At 38.1% G+C, this 13455-nt stretch carries 11 protein-coding genes, 1 rRNA gene and 2 pseudogenes (1 of these 14 cut by a window edge); 11 read left to right on the top strand and 3 right to left on the bottom strand.

Going from position 1 to position 13455, the window contains the following annotated elements; genetic code table 11:
- Nucleotides 1-116 precede the first annotated feature (116 nt).
- The 7 genes and pseudogenes from IGJ11_RS10605 (at nt 117) to IGJ11_RS10575 (ending at nt 6643) form a co-directional block, all read left to right on the top strand.
- Nucleotides 117-488 (top strand): phage holin family protein, encoded by a 372-nt coding sequence (locus IGJ11_RS10605; protein WP_053766345.1) that lies wholly within the window; start codon nt 117-119, stop codon nt 486-488.
- Between the two features lie 263 nt (nt 489-751).
- Nucleotides 752-1159, top strand: a pseudogene (locus IGJ11_RS10600) (phage tail tip lysozyme); the annotation flags it as partial.
- Between the two features lie 75 nt (nt 1160-1234).
- Nucleotides 1235-2203: pseudogene (locus IGJ11_RS10595) on the top strand (peptidoglycan amidohydrolase family protein); the annotation flags it as partial.
- A 948-nt stretch (nt 2204-3151) separates the two neighbouring features.
- Nucleotides 3152-4537 carry a bifunctional metallophosphatase/5'-nucleotidase gene (locus tag IGJ11_RS10590; RefSeq protein ID WP_207433581.1) on the top strand — a complete coding sequence of 462 codons (1386 nt, stop codon included), beginning with the start codon at nt 3152-3154 and terminating at the stop codon, nt 4535-4537.
- 36 nt (nt 4538-4573) lie between these two features.
- A complete protein-coding gene (locus tag IGJ11_RS10585) occupies nt 4574-5233 on the top strand; it encodes a YutD family protein (RefSeq protein ID WP_010720726.1) in 660 nt (219 codons plus the stop codon).
- A 2-nt stretch (nt 5234-5235) separates the two neighbouring features.
- Nucleotides 5236-6000: a TIGR01457 family HAD-type hydrolase gene (locus tag IGJ11_RS10580; protein ID WP_010720725.1), complete on the top strand. Its 765-nt coding sequence runs from the start codon at nt 5236-5238 to the stop codon at nt 5998-6000.
- Nucleotide 6001: 1 nt separating this feature from the next.
- On the top strand, nt 6002-6643 hold the full coding sequence (locus tag IGJ11_RS10575) for a TIGR01906 family membrane protein (protein WP_034700571.1): 642 nt from the start codon (nt 6002-6004) through the stop codon (nt 6641-6643).
- Nucleotides 6644-6855: 212 nt separating this feature from the next.
- Here the strand turns inward: IGJ11_RS10575 and IGJ11_RS10570 are convergent, their stop codons facing one another.
- Both IGJ11_RS10570 and IGJ11_RS10565 read right to left on the bottom strand, forming a co-directional pair.
- Nucleotides 6856-7365 (bottom strand): phosphatidylglycerophosphatase A family protein, encoded by a 510-nt coding sequence (locus IGJ11_RS10570; protein WP_010720723.1) that lies wholly within the window; start codon nt 7363-7365, stop codon nt 6856-6858.
- 120 nt (nt 7366-7485) lie between these two features.
- Entirely contained in the window at nt 7486-8484 is a 999-nt protein-coding gene (locus IGJ11_RS10565; protein ID WP_034700569.1) for an NAD(P)/FAD-dependent oxidoreductase, read from the bottom strand.
- 327 nt (nt 8485-8811) lie between these two features.
- Here IGJ11_RS10565 and IGJ11_RS10560 point away from each other — a divergent pair, with 327 nt between their 5' ends.
- Nucleotides 8812-9396 (top strand): peptidylprolyl isomerase, encoded by a 585-nt coding sequence (locus IGJ11_RS10560; protein WP_010720721.1) that lies wholly within the window; start codon nt 8812-8814, stop codon nt 9394-9396.
- 141 nt (nt 9397-9537) lie between these two features.
- Here the strand turns inward: IGJ11_RS10560 and IGJ11_RS10555 are convergent, their stop codons facing one another.
- On the bottom strand, nt 9538-10704 hold the full coding sequence (locus IGJ11_RS10555; RefSeq protein ID WP_034700567.1) for a MalY/PatB family protein: 1167 nt from the start codon (nt 10702-10704) through the stop codon (nt 9538-9540).
- A 91-nt stretch (nt 10705-10795) separates the two neighbouring features.
- On the opposite strand from IGJ11_RS10555, the gene IGJ11_RS10550 reads away from it, so the two are divergent.
- The 3 genes from IGJ11_RS10550 to IGJ11_RS10540 all read left to right on the top strand — a co-directional run.
- The gene (locus tag IGJ11_RS10550) at nt 10796-11176 is read left to right on the top strand and encodes a CvfD/Ygs/GSP13 family RNA-binding post-transcriptional regulator (RefSeq protein WP_207433585.1); all 381 of its coding nucleotides are present in this window, start codon (nt 10796-10798) and stop codon (nt 11174-11176) included.
- Between the two features lie 73 nt (nt 11177-11249).
- Nucleotides 11250-11612 carry a hypothetical protein gene (locus IGJ11_RS10545; RefSeq protein ID WP_010720718.1) on the top strand — a complete coding sequence of 121 codons (363 nt, stop codon included), beginning with the start codon at nt 11250-11252 and terminating at the stop codon, nt 11610-11612.
- Between the two features lie 691 nt (nt 11613-12303).
- Nucleotides 12304-13455, top strand: a 16S ribosomal RNA gene (locus tag IGJ11_RS10540); it runs 408 nt beyond the window's last position.

The following is a 13455-nucleotide window of genomic DNA, read 5'->3' as shown; positions in this document are numbered from 1 at the left end:
AATAGTGTATCAAACAAATGATGAAAGCTAAAAGCAAGGGACTCAAAACTGCAAACTAATGTCTGTTATGGAGGGCATTTCTTTCGCAGTCATTACGTTTAAAAGGAGGTGTTAGTATGACGGCATTAACGAAAGTCTTTGCTAGTGATCAAGCATTAATTCACAGTTTTTTTCTAGTGGTTCTATTAGATCTCATAACAGGTTGGCTTAAAGCAAAAGTCAATCATGTTTGGTATTCAACGCTAAGTTGGCGAGGACTTTGGAAAAAACTCAGTCATTTTGTGTTATTGATCCTGACGGGAGTCGTTGATTTTGTGTTGATCCAAAACGGCGTTCATTTTGAATTTACGTTAGTAAAGGTTTTTACGACTTGCCTGATTTTCACTGAGATTGGGAGCATTTTGACCAATATTGCTGAGTCAGAAGTAACGACTTATTTTGAGGGGATTTTAAAATCAATTCAAGACAAAATGAAACCAAAACAATAACGAAATAGAGAACGATTAGGAAGGATCAAAGTGAATTTACCGAGATACTACGTGATAATGACTTTTTTATTTACTAACAAAGCAACCTAGGCACAGCTTTTTAGAAAAAAGTGAAAGATTTTATTTTTTCTGTCACAAATCACTAAAATAGCTCACATATCTATGTGATTCGAATCAAATGATCAAAATAATTTTTTAGGAGGATGAAAGATAACAGTAAGTAATAAGCTGTGTACATTTAAAGGCGCAACTAATATGAAAAAATGATTGAAAGTAAGGAGCGAACAACTATTATGGGACAATTTGAAACAGCAAAAACAATTTGGGATTACTTGGTCAGTCAAGGTTGGTCAAAAACCGCAGTTGCTGGATTATTAGGGAACATGCAATCAGAAAGTGGCATTATTGCCGACCGATGGGAGAGCGACATTGTCGGAAATATGTCTGGTGGATACGGACTAGTGCAATGGACACCAGCATCTAAATATATCAATTGGGCAAATGCGAATGGATTAAATTACAAAGACGTCATTTCTCAATGCAAACGTATTGAGTGGGAGGTAGCAAACAATCAACAATTTTATAATATATCTATGACGTTTCAACAATTTAAGACAAGTAACAAATCTCCAGAAGAACTGGCGAATATTTTCATTCAATATTATGAAAGACCGGCAAATGCAAACCAACCAGCAAGAGCGCAACAAGCTAGATACTGGTACCAACAATTAAACCGAACAAAAGTCGTGGATTGGTTCAATAAACATCGTGGACAGATAACCTATTCCATGACTGGCTCAAGAAACGGTACAGATGGAACGGCAGATTGTTCTGGAAGTATTACTCAAGCAGTCAAAGACAGCTCTGGAATTCCTTATAGCTATTTATATAATACGGTTACCCTTGGTGGTTATCTCCAAAGATGTGGTTATGTATTAGTTTTAGTCGGAAATTCAAACGCTTCCAATCTCTCTCAGCTGAAAGATGAGGATATTGTTTTACTTTCTGGTGGGTCCTCGATGGCTGATTCAGGTGGTGCGATTGGACATACAGGTGTGATTACTGGTGGTGGTAAAAACATCACTTCAACTTGTTACTATACGCAAGGAGAAAAAAATACTGCGATTCAAGAATTACGTTTTGATAAAAATTATATCGTTGCAAATGGGTTTCATTATTATGAAGTTTGGCGTTTTTCTGGCGGTTTTAATCAATCAAGTTCAACAGGAATAACTAATGACCCAACGCCACCTTCATTTTCGACAAATGTTCATTATAGTTTACGAGTGTTGGGCGGAGCTTGGTTAGGAGAAATCACTAACTTTAACAATTCAGATTCTAATGGTTTTTCAGGATTACCGAATCATCAACACGATATGCTATATATCAAGGTTGATAAAGGAACATTACGTTATCGAGTACACACGATGACAAGCGGTTGGTTAGATTGGGTTAGTAAAGGTGATCCAAATGATATGGTCAATGGATGTGCAGGGAATCCTGGTGAAGCGATTGATGGTGTACAAATCTATTACACAACACCTGCTGGAGAAACTTATTCACAAGCATATTACCGTTCACAAACGACCGCTCGTGCTGACTGGTTACAAACTTGTTGCGATGATGGAACATCGATCGTCGGTTACGATGGTTGGGCAGGGATGTTTGGCGAACCGCTAGACCGTCTGCAAATCGGGATTGCGAAATCCAATCCTTTATTTACTTATTCACCAGGGGTAAATAATGGGGGAAGTTTTTCTACCAATGTTCACTATGGGTTACGTGTGTTGGGCGGAAGTTGGTTAGGAGAAATTACCAATTTCAATGATGTCGATTCCAATGGTTTTTCAGGATTGCCAAATAATCAACATGACATGCTTTATATCAAAGTAGATGCAGGAACGATTCGTTATCGAGTCCATACAGTAAAAAGTGGTTGGTTAGATTGGGTCAGCAAAGGTGATCCAAATGATATGGTCAATGGATGTGCAGGGAATCCTGGTGAAGCCATCGATGGTGTGCAACTTTACTATACGACACCTACAGGTAAGGCATTATCGCAAGCCTACTACCGTTCCCAAACGACCGCCCGAGCTGGTTGGCTAGGAGTATGTTGTGATGATGGCACCTCTATTGCTGGCTATGATGGCTGGGCAGGGATGTTTGGCGAACCATTGGATCGTCTACAAATCGGGATAGCTGCATCTAATCAATTTTTTGATTAAAAAAACTTTAATTAGTTGTCTGAGAAGTGAAAAATGAGAAACTGATTGCTACTTGATTATTACTGAAGAAGTAGTGATAGAAGAGTTAGTTTTAAGAAATAAGCCGAAGAATTCCGACATTCGTCCTGCGTATACTGGAAATTCTACGGCTTATTTCTGTGATTTGATTGAACGTTGGTTGACGAATAAATGGGCAATGCCGATAGAATTATATCTATTGATCATGTTTAGCTGTAACGTATTTTTTCATCACTTTTCTACCCCGAATCGCTAGCTAGAGATAGACTGATTATTACTTTGATCCGATATTATCCACAAGGCTAACGTTTAGAATGGAGTCTATTCACAGCGGTGGAATTTGATTTTCTTTAAAATCTTTCAAAGTGAACAAAGAAAAAGCCTATGGTATGATAAAGAAAAGTGAGGCGAAAGAATAAGATGGAAAAAATAGTTCTATTACATACGAATGATTTACACTCGCATCTAGAAAACTGGCCTAAAATCAGAAGGTTTATTGAGCAAAAAAAGCGTGAAAACGAAAAAAAAGAAAATACCACGACCATCACTGTTGATTTAGGTGACTTTGTTGATCGCTGGCACCCGCTATCAGAAGCAACCGATGGACAAGCCAATGTTGAACTAATGAATAACGTAGGCTATGATGCTGTGACGATAGGTAATAATGAAGGCGTGGGAAATGCCAAGGATCAATTGAATCATCTTTATGATCAGGCAAACTTTGATATTTTATTGGATAATTTGTTTGATAAACATCTGTTGCAACCGCCGAAATGGGCAAAAAAGTACAAGATCATTGAAACTCCTCAACAGACTAAAATCGGCTTACTGGCTTTGACGGCTCCTTTTCCCTTAACATATAGTCCAAATGGTTGGGATATCAGAAACCCTTATGATATTTTACCTGAATTGGTGGAAGAACTAAGACCAAAAGTAGACATCTTGGTATTGATGAGCCATCTAGGTATCCAAGACGATCGTCAGATTGCCCAAGAACTTCCGTCAATCGATGTAATTTTAGGCTCACATACGCATCATTTGCTGATTGATGGTCAAATCGTTAATGGTGTTCAGCTTGCAGCAGCGGGAAAATATGGACAATACGTTGGAGAGGTTCACCTCACCGTTGATGAGCATAAAAACATCATCCAAAAATCAGCTCGGGCTATCCCAACAGAAACGATGACGACGTTTATTGAAGATGAGCAGGAAAGCCAAGATTATTTAACTAAAGGGCACGAACTATTAGCGGCAAAAAAAGTAGCCAAGTTACCTTATGATTTATCAGTAGATATTTTTGCGGAACATTCTTTTATCTATGAGGCGTTAGAAGCAGTCAAGTATCGTGGGCAAACACAAGGCGCAATGCTAAATAGTGGGTTGTTTTTAACTGGATTACCAGCAGGGCTGATCAATCAGGATCAACTGCATACGGCATTACCTCATCCAATGCATTTACTGAATGTCACACTTAAAGGAAGGGATTTGATTCGATTGGTATTAGAAATCGAAAAAAATCGTGCCTTTTTACGCAATTATCCAATCAGAGGTATGGGATTTCGGGGGAAAATTTTTGGACAAGTGGTTTATAGTGGAATCTCTTATGATGCAGTGAATCATCAAGTTCACTGGCTGAATCAGCCGATAGATAACGAGCGTCGATATACATTTACAACAGTGGATCATTTTATGTTTGTACCTTTCTTTCCAACGATTGAGATTGCTGGTGAAAATGAATTTTTATTTCCGGAATTTATTCGTAGCGTAGTAGGGGAATACTTAAATGCTCACTATCCAATAAAATAAAAACAAGGTATAATAGGAATGATAGGTGGTGAAAGCATGTCGGCAAAACAAAAAGAGCAACACGCCGTTGAAGCTAAAACAAAAGAAAAACAGACAGCGAAAAATGTCGAGGATCATACGGTGACAGAAGAAATCACCGCCGTGTTAGAAGAAATTATCGAAGAACCCAAACCGGAGAAAGTAAAAGGAGAAATCATTACTTTCATCGATGAGAAGAATTTTTTGATTGGCGAACAGCACTATCGCCTAGTAAAGGATCATCGAGAGGGGTTCAATCCAGAAAAACTTGGCGAAAGATATAGTGAAGTCTTGTCTCGTTATGACTATATCGTTGGTGATTGGGGCTATGAACAATTAAGATTAAAAGGATTTTTCCGTGTAGATAACAGACGTGCTCATCCCGACCAACGAATTGATGCTTTGGAAGATTATTTGTATGAGTATTGTAATTTTGGTTGCGCTTATTTTGTGATTGAACAAATCGGAGGTAAGAAGGAAAAAAATACTCCTCGCCGAAGAAAAAAGAAAAATCAAAACCAACATCGTGCGTACATTGATGAGAAAAAAGGACCCGTTTCTTCAAATCACAAAAAACCGGTCATCAAAAAAAGAAAAACAGAACAAAAAAAGACTGAAAAAACATCAACTAAACCAAAAGCCAACACTAATTTTACGATAAGACAAAGGGAAGAGTAAAGATGGATTATAAAGGATATTTGATTGATTTAGATGGAACGATTTATCGGGGGACTGAACCTATACCTGCTGGGAAACGTTTTGTGGAGGCTCTTCAGGCAAAAAAACAGCCTTTTCTGTTTGTTACGAATAACACCACAAAAAGTCCGCAGGCAGTAGCCAATCGCTTGGCAGATGAATTTGATATACACGTTAGCCCAGAAACTGTTTATACAGCTTCTTTAGCAACGATCGATTTTATGCACGCTGCCGGGAAAGGAAACACGTTTTATGCCATAGGTGAAGCTGGTTTGATCGATTTGATTTTAGAAGCAGGATTTGTCTGGGATGAAGAAAATCCCGATTATGTAGTGGTCGGTCTAGATAATTATCTGACGTATGAAAAAGTAGTCAAAGCGACTCTTGCGATCCAAAAAGGGGCAACATTTATTGGAACAAATCCAGATAAAAATATTCCAACTGAGCGTGGGTTGCTGCCAGGTGCAGGATCGGTTATTTCGTTTGTGGAGACAGCTACACAGACGCCACCGATTTATATTGGCAAACCAGAAGCGATCATTATGGATAAGGCGGTAGAAAAATTAGGTTTAACGAAAGCAGATGTCATCATGGTTGGAGACAACTATGAAACAGACATCCAAGCAGGGATTCGAAATGGGATTGATACGTTGTTGGTGCTCTCAGGATTTACGAAAGCTGAGGATGTACCTTTATTACCGGTACCTGCTACACACGTTCTCCGTTCGTTAGATGAGTGGAGTTTCTAGAATGAGAAAAACAAAATGGGTGTGGGGAGAATATGCGGGTTTGGTTTGTCTATTCTTCATGCTGATCAGTCTGGCGATCGCGATAACAATCAATTTTCGCTTTCTCTATGAACTAGACATCAAATATCTGAATATATTGGATCATACTACGCTTGATCAGGAAACTTTATTGAAAAATTTTGATCAATTAATGGCTTATTTAAATAATCCTTTTCAGAAGGAATTAAGCCTGCAAAATTTTCCTATTTCTGCAAGTGGGGCACATCATTTTTATGAAGTCAAAAAACTTTTTTTACTTAACTATTTTGTGCTGCTGCTGACGTTGATACCTAGTATCTACTATCTTTTTTATCTGAAACGTCATAAGCGTTTTTGGCGTTTAGTTCAACCGTTTAAGATTGGAATGCTCGTACCCATTGTTTTTGGCTTTTTTATGTTGGTAGGATTTGATCGCTTTTTTATCTTGTTCCATGAAACATTTTTTAACAACGACGATTGGCTGTTTGATCCGACAACCGATCCAATCATTAACGTCTTACCAGAACAATTTTTTATGCATAGTTTTATTTTATTTTTTATTTTAATTGAACTCTTTTTTGCTTTTTTTGTGATCATTGGAAAAAGAGAGCTAAAAAGAAGTTAAAATCAAACATAGAATAGAACAAATCATAATGCCTATTTTGTTTCAACAGAATAAAAAAAGCCCGAGACAAGGAGATTGTCTCGGGTTTTTGCTTTAAACGGTGTTCAAGAAGCAACTCCTCAGCAATAAGCGATGATTTTCTAAAATATGAGAAGCTATTTTAAAAAATCCTCTCTTATTCGCTCGGAGCTGATCGCTTCTTTCACAACCTCTTATTGAGTCAAACGACTACGTTTTTCTGGCTCTTGGTGAGCAAGACGACTGGCAGCAGAGGCAGCGATTGCACCCACGATGTCATCCAAGAAAGTATGCACATTTTTTCCGTCATGGCTATTTAATTTTTGTAAAATACCAGGCTTTACTTTATCGATATAGCCATAATTAGTGAAACCGATTGTCCCATAAACATTTACAATTGATAAGGCTAGTATTTCATCGATCCCATACAGTCCTTCATCATCTTCAATGATATGTTGGAGCGGTGACATCAATTTATTTTCTTCTGCTAAAATATCTAATTGAACCCCAGTTATGATCGCGTTATGGACTTCACGTTTGGTTAAGACAGCGTGAACACTTTGGATACAATCTGCTAAAGTAAGATCAGTAATGTAATCTTTTTGTAAAAACATCACTAGCTCAGCAATGTCTTCAAGGGTTACTCCACGCTCATTGAGCAATTCACGTGCTTTTTCTTCTAGCGTTTCAGTTTTGATAACCATTTTCTTCCTCCTTTTGCTTCTGTGAATCAACTATATTGTTAGCCTACCAAATAAAAAAGCAAGAAACAAATGTTGTCTCCTCTGCTTTGGACAAAATGGTCAAAAATCATACAAGCTATCCTATTTCGGAGGAACTTTTTTATCGTATAAACTGGTACTATGTCCAGGTTGTGTGCGTTCTTTAGGGTTAATAAAGTGTAACGCATTATTGACAGCTGTAGGTGCTTCGCCAAATCCAGTAGCGATCAATTTTACTTTTCCTTTGTAAGAACAGATATCGCCAGCAGCATAAACGCCTGGTATCGAGGTTGACATATCTGAGTTTACTGAAATTGCATTTCTGGTACTTTCAAGTCCCCATGTTGAAAGATGTTCTAGATTTGAGGTGAATCCATAATTAACAATCAATGAATCAATCAGTAACTCAATTGTTTCCTCGCTTTTTACCCGTTTTAAGCGAACAGCAGTCAATTCCCCATTTTCTCCAGATAATTCATCAATGAGATAGGGAGTTAAAAGATTGACTGATGAAGCTTTCAATAAGTTTACACTATGCTCATGAGCTCTAAATTCTGGCCGGCGATGGATAAGATAAACTTCACTCGCAATCGGTTCTAGCATCAACGCCCAATCAATTGCTGAATCACCACCACCTGCAATTGCTACTTTTTTACCAGCATATTTCATTAAATCGTTCACAAAATAATCGAGACCGTGATGCTCATAAGTTGTTGCTTCTGGTACATTTAATTTTCTAGGTTGAAAAGAACCGCTTCCTAAAGTCAAAATGACTGCTTTTGAATAGTGGATTCCTTTAGTAGTTGTGATCTCAATTATTTCATCTTCTTTAGTAATAGAAAGAACTTCCTCATTCAAATGAAAAGAGTGATTGAATGTGGTTAACTGTTTTTCCAGATTTGCTACTAAGTCACTGGCTTTCACGGCGGGATAGCCGGGAATATCATAAATATATTTTTCTGGGTAAAGCGTTGCTAATTGCCCACCTAGTTGAGGTAAACTGTCAATGATCTTAGTTTTTGCTTGACGCATACCTGCGTAAAACGCTGCAAACATCCCTACTGGTCCTGCACCGATAATTGTAATATCATAGATTTCCATAGAAAACTTCCTCCTCATACCCACACTATAGCAGAATTTAATTGAGAATACTTCTCAAACAAATGATTTATTTCTAATTCTTAAGGAGGTTGGGGCAGAAGCGAAAACGATCTCTCGTGAAATCTACTGGTTCACATATTTAAAAATACTCGTGGATTATTTTTTAAGTCAGAGAAACGCAGAAAAGTATCTATCATTTGATAAAAAGTATATAATCATTTTTACATAAGGATGAGTCTTTTTGTTTTCTTAAGTTTCATGTAACAGCGAATAGAGAGAATATGTTATTATTACCAATGAAGGAATAATTTTTAGGAGGAAAAAGATATGGTATTCCCACAATTAAGCTTAGAAAATGAAAAAGGACCAAAGGCAGTAATAAAAACAAACCGTGGTGACATTACGGTCCAATTATTCCCAGAATTAGCGCCTAAAACAGTTAAAAATTTTATTGAACTTGCTAAAAAAGGATATTACGACGGAGTAATTTTCCACCGTGTCATCCCTGATTTTATGATTCAAGGTGGCGATCCAACTGGTACAGGTATGGGTGGCGAAAGCATCTATGGTGAAAGTTTTGAAGATGAATTTAGTCGTGAGTTGTTCAACTTACGTGGGGCGTTATCGATGGCTAACTCTGGACCAAATACAAACGGTAGCCAGTTCTTTATCGTGAATAATGAAAATGTACCAGCGAATATGCTAGATCAATTAGAAGGTGCAGGCTTCCCGGCTGAAATCATCGAAGCATACAAAGGTGGTGGGACACCTTGGCTAGATTTCCGTCATACTGTATTTGGTCATGTGATTGATGGCATGACTACCGTAGATGAAATTGCTAACGTACAACGTGGTCCACAAGATCGTCCAGTACATGATGTAGTGATCGAGAAAGTTGAAGTATCAGAATAATCACTCGCAATAGTAAGACATTTTAATTATTAACTAATCACAAAATAAACCAACTGGTTTCAATCATTGACCCAGTTGGTTTATTTTATTTCTAATTAGAATAGAACCTCGTTTAAAAGACGTCAAAAATGCTTTTGTTTTTTATGTGAAGGCTTTTTTTATCCGCATCAATCCATCTAGTAGTGTTTCTTCCGGACAAGCTAAATTCAATCGCATATGAGCATGACCGGCAGGACCAAATGAGATGCCAGGATTTAAAACAACTTTTCCTTTGGTAATCAATGTTTGTTCTAGCAACTCGTCATTCGCTTCATAAGCAGAAAAATCTAACCACATCAAATACGTTCCTTCAATCGTCATCACACCTAGTTGAGGTAAATGTTTTTCAAAAAAAGAAGTGGCAGTGGCCGCGTTTTTTTCTATATAAGGAAGCAGTTGACTAAGCCATTCTCTACCCGTTTCGTAAGCAGCTTGTGTACCGATTAGACCAAAAGTATTTATATCTTGTTGCTGATTCATTAGTAACCGCTGTTCAAATTGTTCTTTTAATTTAGGATTTTTTATAAACACCATTGAGTTTTTAATCGCTGCTAAATTAAAGGTCTTGGTTGCCGAAGTAAACGTGATTAAAGACTGACTTAGTGTTTCATCAATCGTTAACATCGAGTTAAAATGGTTCGTTGAAAAAACTAAGTCTTGATGAATTTCATCACTAAAAAGCAGCACTTTGTGTTTCAAACATAGTTCGCTTAGTTGTGATAATTCTTCTTTAGTCCAAACACGCCCCCCTGGATTGTGGGGATTACAAAGGATTACCACTTTTACTTGTTGTTCAACGATCTTTTTTTCCATATCTTGAAAGTCCATCATGAATTTATTGTTTTGTTCAATTAATTGACTCCGTATAAGCTGACGGTGATTACTCTCGACGATTGCAGAAAAAGGTGGGTAAACGGGGTCATGGATCAGCACACTGTCACCTGGTTCAGTAAAAGTTTGAATTGCAACAGCTAAACTAGATAAAACACCGCTAGTAAAGACAATGTGTTCTTTTGTTAAAGATACCTGATGCTGTTGTTTTTCCCAATTGATGACTGCGTGATATAATTTTTCTGAAACGGTAGAGTAACCAAAAAGACCTTGAGAAACATAATTTTCAAAAGCTTTTTTTACTCCAGCAGGTGATAAAAAATCCATGTCTGCAACCCATAAAGGCAATAAGTCGTCTCTTTGATAGGTTTCTTTAATTGAATCCCATTTTACGCTATCGGTATGTCTTCTTGAAACTTTCTTGTCAAATTCACTCATCTAAAGGACCTCTTTTTCTATTGAGTATTTTCAAAACTTCTTTTTTTAAATCATTTACAGTATAATGATAAATGCAAAGAGAGGGAAGTACATGACATATAAAATTGGACAAATAATTAAAGGAAAAATAACTGGAATACAGCCTTATGGTGCATTTGTGTCTTTAGACGAGGAAACACAAGGCTTGATTCACGTATCAGAAGTACAATCAGGTTACACGAAAAGTATTCACACATTGTTAAAAGTTGGTCAACCAGTAACTGTTCAAATCATTGATATTGATGAATATTCAAAAAAAATTAGTTTGTCGTTACGTACGTTGGAGAAGAAGAGCCCTGTTATTCCTTATCGAAGGAAAAGATACTTTACGAATAAAAATAAAAAGATCGGGTTTGCCACGATTGCGGAACAACTACCAAAATGGGTGGACGAAGCACTAAAAGAACTAGAACAGAAAGAAAATAAGAAATAAAAAGTGTATTTTTTCTGAAAATGTGCTAGAATTTTTATGTAAACCACAGAACAAGTTGATCGAGGTGGAAATTTTGGCAAGCAAAAAAGTAGCTGGTACAATCATGTTGCATTTGGAGGATGGATCAAAAAAATTTTTAGTCCATTCAATTGATGACAAGCTGGAGTTTGCATTAGCAGAGCTTTCAGAAGAAAAGACGGGGTTAGCAAACATACTTAGCTTTTTAAAAGAAATCGTTCATATTGATGTTAGCAAAATTAATTTGATGGAGTTGACCAATACACATATTAATCACGAAAATGTTCCATTGTTTGTTTTTGAAACTGAGCAAAAAAGTCAAAGTGAAGACTTAGGTAAAGGCTATCTTTGGGAAGACCCAGATCAAATGCGCTCTGTCCTTGGCACTTACGAAGTGGAAGGAGTTCCTTTCTTTTAATGTAGAATTAGACACCAAAAGAAACTTGAAAAAAAATTCAAGTTTCTTTTTTTATGGTAACCGGCCCTCCTTAAAGGATGAAACGTTCAGTTTATTATGGATTATATTCGATAATGCAAACTTTTTTATGCTTCTTTTGAAGTAAAAGCGAATGATGATCTTTTGCTTGAATATTTTTTTGAAAAATTAAGTGAAAATGCTTGTTGACGTACCTTGGTTTACGTGATAAATTTATTAACGTTGATTTAAGAAACAGCGTAATGAAACTTTCTAAAAAAATAGCAGAAAAGTTCTTGACGTTTCTAAAAACACATGATAAGATAACTAAGTCGTTAAAAAACGACAGCTTACGAAGCTTGATTCTATCAAAAAAAACTTCAAAAAAGTTATTGACAAATAACAAGCGATGAGTTATGATAAACGAGTTGCTGAAACACTTCTGAAAAACGAAGTCGAAAAAAACTTTTAAAAAAGAGTTGACAAACAAACGTCGCTCTGATATGATATAAAAGTTGCTACGGCAATCTCAACTGATTAGCTTTTAATCAAGTAGACCTTTGAAAACTGAACAAAGTAAAGACAAACCAAATGTGTAGGGCGTCTTGATTGATTCAAGACAACAAACATTTTTAACAAGCAAGCAATATGCTAGCAAACAATTGAGCTTAACAATCGCAAGATTGTTCGAACTTTTTATGAGAGTTTGATCCTGGCTCAGGACGAACGCTGGCGGCGTGCCTAATACATGCAAGTCGAACGCTTCTTTTTCCACCGGAGCTTGCTCCACCGGAAAAAGAGGAGTGGCGAACGGGTGAGTAACACGTGGGTAACCTGCCCATCAGAAGGGGATAACACTTGGAAACAGGTGCTAATACCGTATAACAATCGAAACCGCATGGTTTTGATTTGAAAGGCGCTTTCGGGTGTCGCTGATGGATGGACCCGCGGTGCATTAGCTAGTTGGTGAGGTAACGGCTCACCAAGGCGACGATGCATAGCCGACCTGAGAGGGTGATCGGCCACATTGGGACTGAGACACGGCCCAAACTCCTACGGGAGGCAGCAGTAGGGAATCTTCGGCAATGGACGAAAGTCTGACCGAGCAACGCCGCGTGAGTGAAGAAGGTTTTCGGATCGTAAAACTCTGTTGTTAGAGAAGAACAAGGATGAGAGTAACTGTTCATCCCTTGACGGTATCTAACCAGAAAGCCACGGCTAACTACGTGCCAGCAGCCGCGGTAATACGTAGGTGGCAAGCGTTGTCCGGATTTATTGGGCGTAAAGCGAGCGCAGGCGGTTTCTTAAGTCTGATGTGAAAGCCCCCGGCTCAACCGGGGAGGGTCATTGGAAACTGGGAGACTTGAGTGCAGAAGAGGAGAGTGGAATTCCATGTGTAGCGGTGAAATGCGTAGATATATGGAGGAACACCAGTGGCGAAGGCGGCTCTCTGGTCTGTAACTGACGCTGAGGCTCGAAAGCGTGGGGAGCAAACAGGATTAGATACCCTGGTAGTCCACGCCGTAAACGATGAGTGCTAAGTGTTGGAGGGTTTCCGCCCTTCAGTGCTGCAGCTAACGCATTAAGCACTCCGCCTGGGGAGTACGACCGCAAGGTTGAAACTCAAAGGAATTGACGGGGGCCCGCACAAGCGGTGGAGCATGTGGTTTAATTCGAAGCAACGCGAAGAACCTTACCAGGTCTTGACATCCTTTGACCACTCTAGAGATAGAGCTTCCCCTTCGGGGGCAAAGTGACAGGTGGTGCATGGTTGTCGTCAGCTCGTGTCGTGAGATGTTGGGTTAAGTCCCGCAACGAGCGCAACCCTTATTGTTAGTTGCCATCA

Origin of the sequence: Enterococcus sp. DIV0691, from assembly GCF_051711145.1 — a bacterium.
GTDB classification, from domain to species: Bacteria; Bacillota; Bacilli; order Lactobacillales; family Enterococcaceae; genus Enterococcus_B; species Enterococcus_B hirae.
This window is presented reverse-complemented; position numbering and strand designations above follow the sequence as displayed.